The organism is Methanobacterium paludis (assembly GCF_000214725.1).
GTDB classification, from domain to species: domain Archaea; phylum Methanobacteriota; class Methanobacteria; order Methanobacteriales; family Methanobacteriaceae; genus Methanobacterium_C; species Methanobacterium_C paludis.
The window spans coordinates 2,290,020-2,307,027 of the sequence record NC_015574.1; the positions used below are offsets into that span (position 1 = coordinate 2,290,020).

The following is a 17,008-nucleotide window of genomic DNA, read 5'->3' on the forward strand; positions in this document are numbered from 1 at the left end:
AGAAAGTAAAAGTAGAAAAAAGTAGTAGAAATAGGAGTATGCTCAGTAAAACAGTTCCAAATCCTTTTATTCATATCGCACAGCGTTACCCATTACATTAACCATTATGGTGCTTCCTTTGAGTCCTCCAATATCACCGTAATCAATATGGACTTCCATAATGGCATTGGCACCAAGGGATTTTGCCTCTTCATCCATTACTTTCAAAGCCATTTTAATTGCCTTTTGAAGTTCCTTCCCATAATCCAAATTTTTTCCATTCAAAAGGCTTTTACCATTTTCTCCATTTCCAGCCATCAGTGCCTGACCGTTCACAATTCCTAAATATTCAGCAATTTTCTTTCCTGGAATATTAGGGGTGTTCAAAATCATTGTACTCCACATTTCAGGACTTATTGATTCATCAAAGTCTTTTAATTGTGTTGTTTCATCCACAACTTGTTTTCTTCCCAGTTTGTTAACCACTTTGGCCATTAAATTACCCGCATATCCCAGTAAATAGGTTAAGGTTCCTAAAAATACCACAAATAAAAGATAATTCACCAGTATTGGGAATGCCGCCTGGAATGCCAGTGCTAAACCTCCGAGTGTAAATAAGTTGAGGGTTATTGGATTTTCAGGTAGCACCCATCCCCATAGATTTATGCTGATAAAAAGTACAATTGCACTTATAGCTCCAGTTGACTTACCATAAGTTCCCTTTGCCATGTATGTTTCTGCAAATCCTGCTATTAATGGAGATACAATGTATGCAATGTTAAATCCAAAAATTTCTAGATGACCATACACACAGATGACAGCAGACATTAATCCAACAACTGTACCTGTAACCACTGAAACTATGGCCCAGCGCTTTTTAACAATGCTTCTGGTTATTGAGGATAAAGACAAGTTCTTCTGCATGGTTTTGACTCTTAAATGGCTTTGACATTTTATTAATCTTTAATTTAATTTAGAAAATATTTGGTAATCATCATAATTGTTTATTCCTCATATTTCACAGCAGTACCCGTCACTGTTACCATTATGGTGTTTCCCATGGTTCCACCAAGGTTGTGGTACTTAATTCGAACTCCTATAACTGCATTAGCCCCTCTTGAATCTGCTTTTTCATTCATACTGCCCAAAGCTAGATCTCGGGCTTTTTTAATTTCAAGTTCATAGGTGGAAGTTCTACCCCCAACAACATCCCTGACACCTGAAAATAGGTCTTTATAAACATTTGCCCCTAAAAGTGATTCTCCTGTCACTAATCCAAAATATTGAACGATTTTTTTACCTTCTATGTTTGGTGTGGTTAATACCAACATTTCAAACTTCCCCCATTATTAACTCAAATACTTTATTTTCATTATTTTGTTTCTTATTATCTTGTTTTTATTAACTTATTCCTATTTTGTTTACTACTGTTATGTCCTTACAATTTTATATATAATAACTTAAAAGATAATTTTGGATTGTGGAGTATAATAATAGATTAATAGGTACAGATGAGGAAATGGAAGTTTATAAAGAAATTTGGACACTATAAAAATTGGATAGATCCAACCTTTCAGAAGATGCCATTAAAAGGTTTTTTTTGGAGTAAATTTTTGAAAAAATCAATATTATGGCTACATATAATGATCTAAATACTTAATGAGATATCTAATAGAAATAAGATGTTAGTAGCCACATTTCATTTAAAATTCGATTTTAACAGGTTTTTTATTTTAAGAATTTTCTTCGATAATGCAAACCTTTATATAGTCTCGAAACAAATGGTAGGTAAGGCCATTCGGCTGAATAAGGAAGTGATGAATTGTTTGGAAATAATTACGACAGAGATAATAGCTACGGCAATAAAGGAAATTCTGCTCCTATTAATGTAGGAGAGGAACACGAAGTAAAAATTGAAGATGTTGGAAGAGATGGAGACGGAATTGCTCGAATCGAAGGTTTTGTTATATTTGTAACAGGAGCTAAAGTAGGCGACGAAGTTAAAATCAAAATTAACTCTACAAGAAGAAACTTTGCCTTTGCAGAAATTGTAGAAGATTAAATTGAATTTGAATTGCGAAATTTTATTCCTGAAAATTAAATTTTATAATTTAAACTTTTCATGAATATTATTTATTTTATTTTAACATTATTTGACCAGATTAATATTACCATATTAATACTATTTTATTAGATATTACTTTTATTTTAGATATTTTGACTCATTTTATCCAATATAGTTAGATATTGACTTATTTTACTTAAAGATCATCAAAAATCAAACTTTATCACTATTAGTATTTTATTTATTTAGATTCTTGGGATTTAACCTAATTTACAGTACATTCTAGTAAAAATTAGGTACAACGTTTATTAATGCTTAGATCTGTTTAAATATTTTTAAAATTATTTATTTTATAATTTTGTCCCTATTTTCATCTTTTTTATTTTAAAAACTCTCCATTTAATAGTAAGGTTAATAAAACGTTCGTACATATAATAACCTAAAAAAGTTAAATATTAACCAATAATTAAATTATTAACCAATAAAACATGAAGGGATGGAGGTTTGAAAATGGATTTAGTAACTCTTTTTATTGTAGGTATTGTGATTTTGATTATTTTAGGACTTTCAATTCGTATAGTAAACCAGTACGAAAGAGGGGTTGTCTTCCGCCTGGGAAAAGTTATTGGGCTTAAAGAACCTGGTCTCAGACTTATTATCCCACTCGTGGACAGAATGGTGAAGGTTTCCCTGAGAATCGTTACCATGCCAATCCCGGCCCAGAGGATCATAACCAAAGATAACGTTTCTGTAGATATTGCTGCAGTGGCCTACTTCAAGGTTGTTGACGCTATGAACTCGGTTATAGTGATTGAAAACTACAACAGAGCCGTCAACCAAATAGCTCAAACCACGGTAAGGAGTGTTATAGGACAGTTTTCCCTTGATGAGGTTTTATCAGACACACCAAAGATAAACGAAAAGATCAAAGAGATCATAGACTCCCACAGCGAACCATGGGGTATAAAAGTCACCGCTGTTGAGATAAAAGACATAAAACTGCCTGAGACAATGAAAAGGGCAATAGCAAAACAGGCTGAAGCTGAAAGGGAGAAAAGAGCCAAGATTATCACATCAGAGGGTGAATTCCAATCTGCTGCTAAACTCGGAGACGCCGCAGATATCATATCCCAGCATCCTGTTGCACTTCAGCTGCGTAATCTGCAAGTTTTAAGTGAAATAGCCGTTGAAAAGAATTCCACAATAGTGTTCCCTGCTCAACTTATGACTACAATCAACGAGATCAAAGACTTTATGGCCGAAGAAAGTTTGGATAGAGAAGAGAAAAGAAAAAGATAAAAAAGAGCGATAGATAAAGCTTAAAATCTTTTATATTACTCTTTTAATCTCTTTAAGTTTTAGTTCCAAATAGTGTTAAGAACTTATCTGATTAAGAGCTAATTTGCACATGTCTATTAAGGAGAATCTGTATAAGATTAACTTTATATTTTATGCAATTGATTACAGTAGTACGATACAATGATAGGCTATTTAAGAAAGAAGGATTTCTTTTTAATATTTAAGAATCTGGGAACAGTAATGGAAGGTATAGGTGCCATTGTGCTTATACCTCTGATCGTGTCTCTGATCTACAATGAACACACTTATTTAAGTTTCCTTTTGCCTTCTTTATTTTCGCTGATTATTGGATACACCTTCAAAAAAATTTTTCCAGGTACGGGTAATTTAAGGCTAAAACACGGTATGATAATAGCAGCCTTAGCCTGGCTGTGGGCAGCATTTATTGGAAGTCTTTGCCTCATATATTCGACAGATATGAGTTTTCTGCATGCATACTTCGAGAGCATGTCTGCATGGACAGGAAGCGGGTTCACAATGTACACAAACGTTGAAATACTTCCAAAATCCATACTATTTTTAAGAAGCCTCGAACAATGGGTTGGAGGCCTGGGAGTTGTAATTTTAGTTATAGGCATACTTATAAGACCTGGAACGGCAGCTGCAAGATTATACAAAGCCGAAGCACGTGAAGAAAAGATAAAACCCAGCATAGTAAACACGGTAAAAACAATATGGTGGATATATCTTTTCTACACCGTACTGGGAATAGTTTTATATGTGGCTGCAGGTATGTCCATTTTCGACGCCATAAACAACTGCTTCACCAACCTTTCAACTGGTGGTATGTCAATTAAGAATGGCAACATTGGAGCTTACAACAGCAACATCATAACCATGATAACAATTGTACTGATGACCATAGGAGGTACAAGCTTCCTTGTGCACTACAAAGCAATTAAAGGTCGGGCAATTGATGTATTTAAGGATATACAATTTCAGGCAATGATCGTGTTAGTTTCAATTTTTTCAATACTTCTTTTTGTAAATGCACATTTCACATCTCTTAACTCTGTTTTTTATGTTGTATCCGCTATGAGCTGTACCGGTTCAAACACTTTATCTGTTAGTGCAATGGCAGCATGGGGAGACTATGCAAAGGTTGTACTTACCATCTGTATGGTGATTGGTATGGCAGCAGGTTCCACATCAGGTGCTGTAAAACTTATAAGGATTGTAACCCTCTTTAAAGGCATTTACTGGGAAATTGTGAAGATCGTATCCCCTGAAGGCTCTGTTATACCAAGAAAAATAGCTGGAAAATCTGTTACAGATGCAGAGATAAAAGAGGCAGGAACCTATACCTTTTTATACTTGCTGTTTATATTCATTACGTGGCTCGTTTTCATGCAGTATGGATACGGTGGTATCGACTCCTTCTTCGAGATCGCATCTGCACAGGGAAACGTAGGATTATCTGTAGGAATTACAGGTCCCACAATGCCCTCAATCCCAGAGATATTTCTCATATTTGGCATGTGGATTGGAAGAATCGAAATCATTCCCGCACTGGTTCTGTTTAAGGTTGGAATAGATCTATTCAAAAGATTTTAATAGTTCAAAAACAAGGCAATAAAAGATTGTAAAGTTACCATTTTTCTTTTAAACTAAATAATTAATTTAACTAAAAATGCAAAAAGGTGAATATTATGTATGTAGTTATCATGGGCGGCGGAAGGGTAGGACTGCGTCTTGCTTCCTCATTAGTTACAGCAGGAACCGATGTCACTCTCATTGAAAATGATGCAAGTTTATGTGGTAATGCGGCTGCTGAACTTGATGCACTCGTTATCTGTGGAAACGGAACCGATGTAAAAACTCTTGAAGAGGCCAATATAAGCGATGCAGATGTTTTCGTAGCAGCCACAGGAAATGATGAAGTTAATCTACTCTCATGTATCCTTGTCAAGGATTACAATATCAAAAAAGTTATCGCAAGGGTCAGCAACCCGGACCATGAAGAAGCATTCAAAAAAGTGGGTATAGACGATGTTATAAGCCCAGAACTTACAGCTGCAAGTTACCTTGAGAAGCTCATAACCAGACCAAAGATAGCAGATCTTGTAGTTATCGGAAAGGGAAATGCAGAGATACTGGACATAAGAGTTACGAATGATAAAGCTGTTAACAAGAAAGTAGGTGAGTTAAGCCCAACAGATAATTATATAATAGCTGCAATATACAAAAACGGGGAAATAAACATTCCAAAAGAGGATATGGTACTGACGCTCGGTGACAGAATATTTGTTCTCGTGAAAAACCCTGCAGTAAAAGCAACTACTAAATTATTCACCAAATAAGCTTGCTACTAAACCAGAATGTTAATAAAAAAGTTTTAATTTAAAAGTTTTATTGGTAAAAGTTTTATTGGTTGTTCTATTTTTTAATAACCTAAATTTAATAACCTAACGGTTTATAACTTTTCCCTAATTAACCCATACCTAATCAATTTTTGAAGATCTAACTTTTTTTAACTTAAACCATAGAACAATTTTAACGGACCAGTTTTATAAGCCCAATAACCAACGGATCCTATTCAGGTTTAACTATCCAATTTTTTTATCTCTCTTATCAATTAAAAAAAAGTTTAAAATCCTCTTGAAGATTCATATGCCATTTTCACGTGAATGGATCCGTTATTGGCAGCGGACCCGTGTCCTGGGAGAAGGTGCTCAACATCAAGTTTGCTGAGTCTGGTAAGGGACTCCCTCATGTCTTTCATGTTACCACCAATATCTGTACGGCCAAAACCACCATTTGCAAAGACCGTATCTCCAGATATGAGGTTTTCACCGTCGTACAGACATATTCCACCGGCTGTGTGGCCCGGAGTGTGTAAAACTTCAAAATCATGGATCTTATCACCTTCTTCCAGTTTCAGGTCGACTCTCATTCCGTCGATTGATTTTCCAAACATAGTGGCAACGGTTGCATCCATATCGCCCTTTTCAAGAATCAATGCATCTTTCCGGTGCATTGCAACTTTCAGATCCAGGTACCTGTTTCCTCCGATGTGATCGTAGTGGTTGTGGGTGTTCACGATCATGGAAAGGTCATCAGGATTTAAACCAGCTTTTTTAATGGAATCCTGGATGTACTGAATGTTATCTCCCGTTCCAGTGTCAACTATGATATCCTCAAAGACGTAGACATTGGAATCTAAGCCTCTTCCTTCTACCATGATGATTTCATTGATTTTTTCCAATTTTAATTCCCCATTCTGTAAAGATTCTTTATATTAAATTGAACTCTGTATCTTAAAGATTTTTAAATTAATTTTTTTATAGATTTAAATTGCTTTAATCATTGAGGGCCAAGGAATTGATTTAATTGGAACTAAAAAAAAGATTTTTTAGTTAAGATCGTTTCATAGAAGATCCTCACGTTAAGATCCTTTTAATATCATTTAATCAAAAGTCTAAATACTGTTTTTAAGATCAACTACTTTAACCTTCTTTAAATAAATTCCAAATTGTGAGTAAATCTTAAAATCCATATAAAATCGTAAAATAAGAACAAGTGGTAAGAATGAGTGGGGTCACAGGGATTTGAACCCTGATCCTAGGATTTCTCTTGTCTCAGTACTCCAATTGGTCATCATACTTTTCCCTCAGAGTGCGCACTTTCTTCAAAGACAACTGGAGTCCCAGATGATAGCCAGATTACACTATGACCCCATCCTACAAATGCACCACATGATTGTGGTTTTAAATTATTTTAAAGCCAAGGGAGAGATTTGAACTCCCGTGTAATGGATCTGCAGTCCATCGCTTCGCCTCTAAGCTACCTTGGCTTAGTTATAAGGTTACGTCTTGTTCATATTTAAACCTTACGGAGGGATTTATGTAATTTATGTGGAATTTAAGAATTTTTATGCATTTATTATGCAAATTAGCTTACAATTGTTATTTCACTTGCAGTGGCCTCTGGAGGGTACGATGACATTACGGGTCCCATAAAATGGATTTCAACAGTTTCTCCAGATTTAATGTTGTCATATGATGAAGAAATCTGTTTATTTCCATCTTGTTTAAATATCTGGGTTTCATTGGTTATTTTAACAGAGACATTTAGATTCTGGTTGCCTTTCGTCACAACCCCTTGGACAAGTATGGAGTTAGGTGAATCCAACGTTGGTTGGGGGCTGCTCTCATAAATACCAATAATTTGACCCTTCATATCCACAGGAGTACCACTTGTTGCACATAAAACACCAAATACAACCCCTAAAAACATGAAAAATAGTATTGCAACTAGTGTGATGACCTTCATTCTTTTTCCTTCCCTGATGTTTGATAAGTTTTTTCCCTGATGTCTGTAAGTTATTCAATTTTCAAAGTTGAAATTATGTTAAACATTAAATCCATGTCGTTACTTTCAATTTGTAATCTGCAATCTTATATTTTATAAATTATTCTATAAATCATTTATGAAACCGACTTGCTCATTACGATTTATCCTATATTAGTATTTAAGGATCAAGGTACGAATCAAAGACTTGTCCCTATAAAAAATTATATGTACATTCAGGCACATATTAATATAAAAATAAGGGAGGTTAATATCATGGTCTGGGATCCTGTAACCTTGCTGAACCTTATATTCTGCATAATAATAGTAATTCTTGGATATTGGGCTTATAGGAAAAAAGAAAATGTTATTGCCATCTACATCGCCATAGCTTTCGGTCTTTTCGGTATTTCACACCTTGCAATACTTTTAGGTTCTCCAAGTTCTGCTGTTTCACTTCTTGTAATAAGGACGCTCGGATACTTAGTTGTCATATTTGCATTGTATAAAGCAGCTTTCGGCCGTTAATAATACAAGTGGGTTATATTAAATGTTAACCCATTAAATTTAGCTTTGCTTTTATATTAAGTCCTTTAATTCTATTTATTTAGCCCAACGTTGTTAAATTAATGATTAAGATTTAGAATTCTTTTTTAAGACTTCATGTTTACCTATGGTGGTTTTGAAGAGCTCATCAAAAACTGGAGGTAGATCTCTTTTTAAAACCTTTAACCCTTCCTCTGTAATACCTCCAGGGGTAGCAACCCGTGATATAATATCTTCAACCCCCATATTTTCTTCATATAAAAGTTTTGAAGTTCCATAAAAGGTTTTTATAACCATTTCTTCCGTTTCCTGCATTGAAAAACCACTGATTCTTGATCCTGCCTCCGCAAACTTCATGAGAATCAACGCCAGAAATGCGGGAGAACAGCTTGTGAGATTTGTTGCTGCCTCCAGATCTTCTTCATTAATGACCTTAACATCTCCAATGGCCCCGAAGATCTTATCAACAAATTCGACGTCTTTAGGATTAACATCAGGGCTGTGACAGACCAGTGAAACTCCTTCACCCACTTTTGACGTTATTGTGGGAATAACTTTGCTTGTTTTTCCTGAAAAAACCGTTGCAACATCCTCAAAGGATAAACCTGCTGATATGTAGATAATGTGAACGTCTTTCATGAAAAAGTTATTTATTTCTCTGATTAGTCCTTTTAAATCACCCGTGTCTACAAAAATAAAGATTTTTGGGCATTTTTGAGCCAAATCTATGTTTTTATGAGCTATTTCAACTTCAGGATATTTCTTCTTTAAATTTTCCAATTTAGACTCTGTCCTCGTTGCTATGATAACTTCTTCCGGATGGAGAACCTTGGAAGATAAAATTCCATTTATTATCATGCTTCCCATGCTGCCGTATCCTATAAAACCAATTTTTTCCAATTAAATCCCCCAATATCATTAGCACATTCAATGTGGTTTCAATATCTTACTTCATGCCGTAACCCTTGAAGAAGTTATAAAAGAAAGTTCCACCGGGCTCTGCAGTTTTATAAAGATCATCTATTCCCTTATTCCATGTTTCAATATCGATCATACATTTTTCAAGTGCCTGATCCTTCACACCTTCCACCATTGCAATGATGGTCTTTTTTATAAATCCTTCAACGAGTTTTGGTCTACTTGAGTCAACATAAACAATTTTAGGAGAAATTTCAACATTTTTAAATCCAGAATTATTTAAAAGAGGATATAGCTCCCTTCCAATCATTGGATTCCCTTTTAAATCTTTTTGACTTTTTACAAGACAATCCCATACCTTCACAGATTCTTCAGTTTCAGGATGGAAATAACATGACCCATGATCACCCTCGATCACAGTTATTGACCCTCCTTTTTTTAAAACCCTTTTCAAATTTTGAAGAGCATATTCAGGGTTTGGAATGTGCTCGAGAACAAAACAAACGAAGATGTGGTCAAAACTGTTGTCTTGAAATGGGAGTTTCATAATGTCTGCCTGCTGAAAATTCACGTTGGCAATACCTTCAGAGTTTATAAGTAACTCTGCCTGGTTCAAAGATTCCCTGGATATGTCTACTGAGGTTATTTCAGCTTCAGGACTGTTTTTAGCCAGTGCAACTGTTTGAGCTCCCACACCACATCCTGCTTCTAGAACTTTGCTTCCAAAAGGGTAAGCTGTATCTGAGTGCAGTATTCCTGTCAGAGTATCAGCTTGATCAGCGAGTCTGATGGCTTCTTTATTTGAATAACCGTGTACATATTTTATAGTAAACCCCCCAAACCATTTCATCTACAATTATTTCCATAATTTCATCAACAGTTTTAACACTTTTAAATGATTCTGTAACTATTTCAAGTGGTTCGCTGTATATTCCAGGATAATCCTTTTCTTCAAGATCTGAAACTGGAAATGCGAGTTTTTCTGTATCCAATGAAAACTGAGCATCCACATCTTCCCTGTTGCCCCGGGCATCCAATCTGTGCCATCCTCCATCAATAAATACGGCATTCAAACCATGTAAAATGTAACCATCTTCATGAGTAAGTTTTTGATAACAGAACCCCGTGGGTATTTCAAGAAAACGCAGCATGGCTGCCAAAAGGTTGGATTTAGCAAAACATAACCCCTGACCCTCTTTCAAGACTTCTGATGCCTTGAAAGTAACAATTTGCCCGCCAATATCAAGTGAGTGAGGTATTTCATCCCTGACAAATTCATAGACATTTTTAACCATTTCATTCTGGTTTTGAGAGTTTAGGGATAATTCCAGTGCCTTTTTCTGTATATCTGGATCGTGGTAATCTATGATCTGCGAACGTTCAAGGTATTCCATGATATCATCTTCAATCTGTACCAGCTGCACTTTAAAAACCTCCAAAAAAAATGTTAATTATACATCTGCAAGGGCATTATAATTAAATCTTAATAAAAATTAGATAAAAATCTCAAAAAGTTCCTTATTCCAATTGTTTTTGGATATTATTTAATCAAACTATCATTTTTTCAACCAGTTCCATCACTTTATCAGGTTTTCTGGTTGAAAAGATGAACTCTCTGAAATTCTTATTTTTAAGTAAAATCGTAAGCTGAGGTGTTTGTGGAACTGTGTAAGCGAGCCGCCTTTCCCCTTTAGATTTCTCAAAACGTATACCCCAACCACCATAGGTCCACAAAGGAACTTCTTCCCGGTAACATTTTTCAATGTTTTCCCATGAAACACTGTAACTTAAAACCCCAAATCGCACTGATAGAAACTCAGGGGTTAATTTAAGAGTCATAAAACTGAAATTAATGGTAAAAAGCAAGAATAAAAAGAATATCAACCCCAATAGCCATGTTGGGGCTTTATTATCACCTAAAGGCCCTATGAATATTTGGTAAACAGTTAAACCCAGGAAAAGTACGGTGAAAATTGTAAAAATTATTGTCGACCATTTTGAGAACAATTTTTCTTCATAAAGGGAGTTAAGGTCCATTTTTACAGTTCACCAATATTATACTATTTCAGGTCTTAACACATGATTTAATTACACACCTATTTAAAGACCTGCACGATCTATTTAAAGACCCGGTACTGCAGCCAGACAAAATTGGTCTTCAGATTTTCAACATGGACTAGCACGAGTTGAACCTTGCTTCCTCCAGAGGGGTTTAGTTCTGATGCAGGAAAGATAGAACTTGAAGATTTACCCCCAACAAGTTCTGGATGGATCAGTACATTAACCTCATCCACAAGTCCTTCTCGGAAAATTACACCGTTTAATACACCCCCACTGTCAACTCTCAAGGATTTAACTCCAAATTGGACGTTTAATTCATTTAAAGCAGCCCCCAGATCAACTTCCTGGTATCCTATCACCATGTGCTTTACGTACCTTTCTTCCAGAAAGTTCAGGTATTCTTGAGGTGTGGATCTGGAGCATAAAACCAGAATATCCCTGAAATAAGGCATCGCACGCACTTCATCCCAAACACGAATCTGTCCCCTACTATCTGGAACTACAAGAAGAGGTCTTTCATCTTCTGGATCGATCTGGGGCTTTTTACCCTCTCCTCGAACTTCTCCAGGTTTAGCATTTAACTCTGCCAGTACAGTGTTACTCCCCATTAAAACTGCATCTAAATCCCATTTGGAAGCTATTTCGTTATACAACTCTTTATCCACATCCAACCCAATTGTGCGTCCATCTAAACTGACTGCATCGTATACAATAACCCTCGGTATCATATCCATATCCCCCTTTTGAAATGCAAAAATACATTCCTTTAATAAAATTTAGGATGAATTAGTTATTGTTTTTTTTGCAGGAAATTATATTTCAAAAAAGTATAAAGAAGAAATATATCCTAATTAATGAAGGAGCCCAATATAAAGAAGATTATCCAATTTGTTGACTAATCAAGTCAGTTTTTACTAAATTTACTGATTAACCACGTCAGTTTTACCAAATTTATTGATTAATCAGGCTAATTTTACCAAATTTGTTGATTGATGGTGTTATTTATTTTTTAATTGGAGACCTAACTGAAATCAGATTTTTAATGTCTGTTAAATCCGTATCTGGCGTCACTTCCAAGTAAAGCCATTTACCTTCACGGATGGGATTTGTCTCTTCGATGATTTTCTCAGTACCTGATGCAAGATCCAGTTTCAAAGCCTTTTCAACCTCTTTACCGTTGAGAATTATTTGAACCATAAATTCGTTATCTCCGGGATACATTGAAATCAACACGCGGCTGGATTTGCGATATCTAAGTGCCCAGCCAAAGTTTTTTCCATAAAACTTGAATTCACCCGTAATTTTGTAGTTATCTTCAATAAAACCTATCAACTTATCCCAGAGTGGTTTGACCGAGGACAATGCTTCGAAAATCTCCTTTTTCGAGGGTTCATGCATTTTATCTGTAAATATTCCTTTGCTCATGTATTCACCTGAAGTTAGTTTTATAGATCTTGGATGGATATTAATATAATTAATAGGTTGAAGGATTAATATGAATTTCAAGGTATTATTTTTTCAATAATTGGTTTAAATCTTCAACAGAGTATAAAAAGCCCTTTTCATCAATTCCAGTAAGATCATCATCTTTAAGATGGTTCAGTGCATTTTTAATCGCTGAAAGACTGGAATATATTAACAGGTTTGGCAAACTGACCCGTTCAACTCCTAATTTCTTCAAATCAGCTAGAGAAAAGTTTTTTATGTTGTACGGCATTCCTGCAGCCACACTCAAATGTCCTTTAACCTCTTTTTTGAGGGTTTTAACCTCTTCGAGTGTTTCAACGTAAGTTACAAAGGTTAAATCTGCACCTGCATCCAAGTACTGGTTAGCACGTTCCACTGCAAGGTTTAAGGCATCTTCCCTGTTGTTCATTGATTTCAAAGCATCTGTACGGCCGTTAATGATAAAATCCGGGTTTTCAGATTCTGCAGCTTCCTTTGCTGCATGTATCTTTTCTACCATGCTTTCTGAGGGGATGATTCCTACTCCTTTTCTTCCGAGAATCTGGTCTTCCAGGTTCAACCCTGCAACACCCGTATTCATGAACTGGTGAACTGTTTCTTTCACCACCTTTGCATCCCCATATCCATCTTCAGCATCGGCCATAACTGGGACATCAACGGCTTCCACAATTTTACGGGTTATTTCCATGTTTTCATTCTTTGAGATATCAATTTCCTTTGAGCATGCTGCTGCAATTGAAAAGCTGTAACCCGAACACTGCACAGCTTTGAAACCTGCATTCTCGATCATTCGAGCACTTATTGGATCGTAGGCATCTGGCATGACGAATGTTTCGCCGGATTTGATTAGTTTTTTCAGTTTTTTACTTTTATTCATAAAAACACTTTATCCCTAATTAAAACAGATTATAACTCTGCTATAACCAACATTTCATAGTCTTCAGTGGTTAAACTATCATCTCTACTGAAATTCCCAAGTTTACAACCAAATATATCAATCTTACTGAAATTAAGAGTTTTAAGCAACCATGAGATCTCAGAAGGTACATAATAACGTTCGTTGCATTCTAAAACCTTTAAATTTCCATTATCATCCCCAATCTCAAGGTTGGATTTATTTCGGAAGTTCATAAGATCAAAAGAGTTATCAACACTACCCTCCACCATATTGGATTCTATAAAATCTTTCACAGAATGATATAATGGATAAAACGCATTTAAAGTTGTAAATATAAATTTTCCATTATTCTTTAATGACTTAGCTGCGTTTTTCAGAATTTCAAAGTTCATCTCGTCGGTTTCCATTAATGGAAATGCTCCTTCACATATCATGATGGCCAGGTCAAACTCATGTTCAAAGGGCAGGTTTCTGGCATCTGCAAGCTGGAAATCAACATTTAAACCAGCATTTTCGGCTTTTTCCCTGGCTTTTTTGATCATGGATTCTGAAAGGTCAATTCCTACGACATTGTAGCCACGCTTTGTAAGTTCTAGGGCGTGTCTACCAGTTCCACAGCCAATGTCAAGTATTCTTAAGTTTTTGTTGTAGTCAATTTCAGATTCAATGAAATCAACTTCCCCAATGGTTCCCTGGGTGAATATTTCATTTTCATAGGCATCAGCATGATTTAAAAATAGTTCTTCGTACCATTGTTTCATATATTAACCCCCCAATATCAGGTGTAGTGATCTTTCATTCTTTATCTTAATATTCTAGCTGGATTAAATTTAAAACACCGTGAATCCACTTTAACTGCATTTAATAGTTAAAAAAGTTCATCACCACTTTGATGGTCGAATGCAGGATGTAGATCGAAACGTACAGCCCCCACCAGTGCTTTCCCCTTCACAGCCTTGGCAATTCTGGCTGTTCCTTCATTTCCAAACCCGGCACATAGTTCAATGGTTGTAACCCCTTCTGCTACCAGTTTTAGGGCAACTTCTTCTGCTTCTTCGTAGTTTTTCACTCCAACCACCGAAAGTTCAACAACTGGCGAATCAATTACTGCGTTGTGTTTGTTAAAATCGTTTTCCGGTGCAACAAATATGAATGCGGCTTTAGTTGACATGATATTTTATTTAATCAACACTGGCTAAATAAGGTTATCATAATGTTATTCATGATCAGGTATCACTTACGATGGTTTAAGCTCATGTTTTATTTCGATTGCAATAAGGATGTAAAATGTTTAGTTTATGCAAATTGTTTAGTTTGGAATTTTCCAGCTTATATCATCTTTAAAAGCCGTGGGGCAGTATGTGTCCTTCAACCCATTTTAAATAGTTTTCAGTGTCGGTTTTGTGTTACCTATCTGATAGTGATTCTAAGTGTTTAGCCACAGATAGGAGAAAATAAGTCATTTGATAGTTATAATTCTGTGAATATAATTATCTAAAAAATTTCTATTTTCTTAAAATTTTATTAAAAAAGAATCTTGATTGAGGGTTATTTTAACAGGAAAACTTCCTCTGGCAGAGCTCCGTTGGTTATCCATCTTCTTAAAACCTTGTTGAAAAGATTTGGATATTCTAAATTCCACATATGTCCCACTTTGGGGGCAGTTATTCCCTTTGCGTTTGGTAAAACTTTAATCAGATCTTCGGCTGATTCTTTTATGACTTTGTACTCCTTCTCACCGGCCATCACCAGTACAGGAACATCTGCATTTTCCAGCCCGGAGGGCATCTGGAAGAGCATGTTTTCGTGCAGTATCCTGTCCAGAGAGTCTGGTTTGATTAGGCGTGTGGATTCTTTGAACTCTTTGAAGTAACTCTTGGATATGTTGTAGGTTCTCATGTTGGCCTTTATAAAAAAATCAGTATCTTTCACAGGCACATAAGCCTTGAAAGCATAGTCCAGAAGTTTCAGCATTGTTTCAGTATGCGGGATGCTTTGGACAAGGGTTCCGCTAATTAACACGTGATCCACCACTTCAGGAGCTGTGCTGAGAATTTCCAGAATTAACTGCCCGCCCAGTGATATTCCCACAAGATGAGCCCGCCCTCCGTGAGCACGGGTTCTTATAATATCAACCACCATCTCAGCAGCACTTTTCATGGTGAACGGCTTCACATCCACACTTTTTCCGTGTTCAGGAAGGTCCAAGATCAGTAAATGGTAGTCTTTAAAGGCTTCAAGCTGTTCCGTCCACATCCAGCCAGATATTCCACCACCATGGAGGAATATTATGGTTTCACTGTTTTCCTGGCCCCTTTCTTCAACGTACAAATTCATGATTATGCTTGTTTTTAATTAAATTTAAGTTTAGTTTCAATATTCTTGGATTTTTTTTAGCCCAGTTTTTAGGACGTACTTATCAAAGTTATTGAACATTCCCTTTAATCGTTTCAGTGCACAAATAAATGATTTAATAAATAAAATGAAAAAATAAAAGAGTTTTTTTTATGTGATTGCTACAATTTCATTTTTTTCAACTTAATTTTTTAATTAACGTAGCTACATTAAACCCAAACTTCCTTATAGCCTTCATTCCCTCCTTATCATCCTGCACTTCTCCTGGTGCCCATCCAAAAACCATATTCCAACTATTTGAACCTGGAACAATCATATCATTAATGAAAAAGAACATTAACATTTCTTGTATAGTAGATGTGTGACCGCCTCTACGTGCAACAGCTATGGGGCCGCCAATTTTCCCTGATAAAAAATTATCATTAGATCCTGAGACCATTCCTATTCTCTGCAATGCGGACATCATATCTCCACGTGCTGTTCCAAAATAAACCGGAGTTCCAACAATAAAGCCTTCAGATTCTCTAATTTTATTTATAATATCATTTAATCCGTCATTAATGCTGCATTCATTCAATTCATCACATTTTTTACAAGCAACACATGATTTGAATTCTTTACCTGCAAATGATATTATTTCAGTTTCTAAACCTTCATCCGTTATTACATCAGCACATTCCTCTAAAACTTGATATGTATTACCATTCGGACGTGGACTGGCACATAATAAAAGAACTTTTTTCATATAACTTCACCTCTTAACTTATTAATGTTCCCTTTATCTTTATGTGGGCTTGAATTAATTGCTATTACTCTCATTCTTCTCTGACGAGCAACTGCACAATTCAACTCTTGTAACACAGGCCATGAGGTTCAGCAGAGTTTTAAAAACTGCAGAATGGATCAAAACCATTGAATAACCCATATATAGATATATACTGTATTTTCAGGTTATGTATTAAAAAAATAAATATTTTCTTAGGAATGAGTTGCACCTATGATAAGGCAAATAATAATGATTATGTATTTAATATAAAATAGTGAGCACATAAAATATAGTCCCAGTTAAC

At 35.6% G+C, this 17,008-nt stretch carries 20 protein-coding genes and 2 tRNA genes; 5 read left to right on the forward strand and 17 right to left on the reverse strand.

All coding sequences use genetic code 11. From position 1 onward, the window contains the following. Nucleotides 1-66: 66 nt before the first annotated feature. Together MSWAN_RS10895 and MSWAN_RS10900 are read right to left on the reverse strand one after the other, a co-directional pair. On the reverse strand, nucleotides 67-903 hold the full coding sequence (locus MSWAN_RS10895) for a YbjQ family protein (RefSeq protein WP_013826706.1): 837 nt from the start codon (nucleotides 901-903) through the stop codon (nucleotides 67-69). 80 nt (nucleotides 904-983) lie between these two features. After that, nucleotides 984-1,310 carry a heavy metal-binding domain-containing protein gene (locus MSWAN_RS10900; protein ID WP_013826707.1) on the reverse strand — a complete coding sequence of 109 codons (327 nt, stop codon included), beginning with the start codon at nucleotides 1,308-1,310 and terminating at the stop codon, nucleotides 984-986. A 491-nt stretch (nucleotides 1,311-1,801) separates the two neighbouring features. Between MSWAN_RS10900 and MSWAN_RS10905 the strand changes: the two genes are divergently transcribed. The 4 genes from MSWAN_RS10905 to MSWAN_RS10920 all read left to right on the forward strand — a co-directional run bounded on the left by MSWAN_RS10905 (nucleotide 1,802) and on the right by MSWAN_RS10920 (nucleotide 5,703). Further along, on the forward strand, nucleotides 1,802-2,041 hold the full coding sequence (locus tag MSWAN_RS10905; protein WP_013826708.1) for a TRAM domain-containing protein: 240 nt from the start codon (nucleotides 1,802-1,804) through the stop codon (nucleotides 2,039-2,041). Between the two features lie 513 nt (nucleotides 2,042-2,554). Beyond that, nucleotides 2,555-3,343, forward strand: a complete 789-nt coding sequence (locus MSWAN_RS10910; RefSeq protein ID WP_013826709.1) for a slipin family protein — start codon at nucleotides 2,555-2,557, stop codon at nucleotides 3,341-3,343. A 180-nt stretch (nucleotides 3,344-3,523) separates the two neighbouring features. Continuing rightward, nucleotides 3,524-4,957 (forward strand): TrkH family potassium uptake protein, encoded by a 1,434-nt coding sequence (locus tag MSWAN_RS10915; RefSeq protein WP_013826710.1) that lies wholly within the window; start codon nucleotides 3,524-3,526, stop codon nucleotides 4,955-4,957. Between the two features lie 95 nt (nucleotides 4,958-5,052). Then, nucleotides 5,053-5,703 (forward strand): potassium channel family protein, encoded by a 651-nt coding sequence (locus MSWAN_RS10920; protein ID WP_013826711.1) that lies wholly within the window; start codon nucleotides 5,053-5,055, stop codon nucleotides 5,701-5,703. Nucleotides 5,704-5,990: 287 nt separating this feature from the next. Here the strand turns inward: MSWAN_RS10920 and MSWAN_RS10925 are convergent, their stop codons facing one another. From MSWAN_RS10925 to MSWAN_RS10940, 4 genes are all read right to left on the reverse strand, one after another. Next, nucleotides 5,991-6,608: an MBL fold metallo-hydrolase gene (locus MSWAN_RS10925; RefSeq protein ID WP_013826712.1), complete on the reverse strand. Its 618-nt coding sequence runs from the start codon at nucleotides 6,606-6,608 to the stop codon at nucleotides 5,991-5,993. 328 nt (nucleotides 6,609-6,936) lie between these two features. Next, nucleotides 6,937-7,080 (reverse strand) — tRNA-Trp (locus tag MSWAN_RS10930). Nucleotides 7,081-7,124: 44 nt separating this feature from the next. Beyond that, nucleotides 7,125-7,196 (reverse strand) — tRNA-Cys (locus MSWAN_RS10935). A gap of 98 nt (nucleotides 7,197-7,294) precedes the next feature. Continuing rightward, nucleotides 7,295-7,675 carry a DUF3221 domain-containing protein gene (locus MSWAN_RS10940; RefSeq protein ID WP_013826713.1) on the reverse strand — a complete coding sequence of 127 codons (381 nt, stop codon included), beginning with the start codon at nucleotides 7,673-7,675 and terminating at the stop codon, nucleotides 7,295-7,297. 294 nt (nucleotides 7,676-7,969) lie between these two features. Between MSWAN_RS10940 and MSWAN_RS10945 the strand changes: the two genes are divergently transcribed. Further along, nucleotides 7,970-8,221 (forward strand): hypothetical protein, encoded by a 252-nt coding sequence (locus MSWAN_RS10945; RefSeq protein ID WP_013826714.1) that lies wholly within the window; start codon nucleotides 7,970-7,972, stop codon nucleotides 8,219-8,221. Nucleotides 8,222-8,326: 105 nt separating this feature from the next. Here MSWAN_RS10945 and MSWAN_RS10950 read toward each other — a convergent pair whose 3' ends face one another. The 11 genes from MSWAN_RS10950 to MSWAN_RS11000 all read right to left on the reverse strand — a co-directional run bounded on the left by MSWAN_RS10950 (nucleotide 8,327) and on the right by MSWAN_RS11000 (nucleotide 16,683). Next, nucleotides 8,327-9,139, reverse strand: a complete 813-nt coding sequence (locus MSWAN_RS10950) for a pyrroline-5-carboxylate reductase dimerization domain-containing protein (RefSeq protein WP_013826715.1) — start codon at nucleotides 9,137-9,139, stop codon at nucleotides 8,327-8,329. 46 nt (nucleotides 9,140-9,185) lie between these two features. Next, nucleotides 9,186-10,007, reverse strand: coding sequence for a class I SAM-dependent methyltransferase (locus MSWAN_RS10955; RefSeq protein ID WP_013826716.1), 822 nt, complete (start codon nucleotides 10,005-10,007; stop codon nucleotides 9,186-9,188). Next, on the reverse strand, nucleotides 9,955-10,581 hold the full coding sequence (locus MSWAN_RS10960; protein ID WP_013826717.1) for a transglutaminase-like domain-containing protein: 627 nt from the start codon (nucleotides 10,579-10,581) through the stop codon (nucleotides 9,955-9,957). The genes MSWAN_RS10955 and MSWAN_RS10960 overlap by 53 nt, the downstream gene beginning before the upstream one ends. Nucleotides 10,582-10,705: 124 nt before the next feature. Beyond that, entirely contained in the window at nucleotides 10,706-11,194 is a 489-nt protein-coding gene (locus MSWAN_RS10965) for a hypothetical protein (protein ID WP_013826718.1), read from the reverse strand. 80 nt (nucleotides 11,195-11,274) lie between these two features. Beyond that, the gene (locus MSWAN_RS10970; RefSeq protein WP_227716961.1) at nucleotides 11,275-11,952 is read right to left on the reverse strand and encodes a dihydrofolate reductase family protein; all 678 of its coding nucleotides are present in this window, start codon (nucleotides 11,950-11,952) and stop codon (nucleotides 11,275-11,277) included. Between the two features lie 268 nt (nucleotides 11,953-12,220). Then, entirely contained in the window at nucleotides 12,221-12,643 is a 423-nt protein-coding gene (locus MSWAN_RS10975) for a DUF3788 family protein (protein WP_013826720.1), read from the reverse strand. Nucleotides 12,644-12,728: 85 nt separating this feature from the next. Continuing rightward, nucleotides 12,729-13,562: an isocitrate lyase/PEP mutase family protein gene (locus tag MSWAN_RS10980; protein WP_013826721.1), complete on the reverse strand. Its 834-nt coding sequence runs from the start codon at nucleotides 13,560-13,562 to the stop codon at nucleotides 12,729-12,731. A gap of 29 nt (nucleotides 13,563-13,591) precedes the next feature. Next, nucleotides 13,592-14,344 (reverse strand): class I SAM-dependent methyltransferase, encoded by a 753-nt coding sequence (locus MSWAN_RS10985; protein WP_013826722.1) that lies wholly within the window; start codon nucleotides 14,342-14,344, stop codon nucleotides 13,592-13,594. A 107-nt stretch (nucleotides 14,345-14,451) separates the two neighbouring features. Beyond that, on the reverse strand, nucleotides 14,452-14,754 hold the full coding sequence (locus tag MSWAN_RS10990; RefSeq protein ID WP_013826723.1) for a DUF6506 family protein: 303 nt from the start codon (nucleotides 14,752-14,754) through the stop codon (nucleotides 14,452-14,454). Between the two features lie 377 nt (nucleotides 14,755-15,131). Next, nucleotides 15,132-15,920, reverse strand: coding sequence for an alpha/beta fold hydrolase (locus MSWAN_RS10995; RefSeq protein ID WP_013826724.1), 789 nt, complete (start codon nucleotides 15,918-15,920; stop codon nucleotides 15,132-15,134). A gap of 196 nt (nucleotides 15,921-16,116) precedes the next feature. Further along, nucleotides 16,117-16,683: a flavodoxin family protein gene (locus MSWAN_RS11000; RefSeq protein ID WP_013826725.1), complete on the reverse strand. Its 567-nt coding sequence runs from the start codon at nucleotides 16,681-16,683 to the stop codon at nucleotides 16,117-16,119. Nucleotides 16,684-17,008 lie beyond the last annotated feature (325 nt).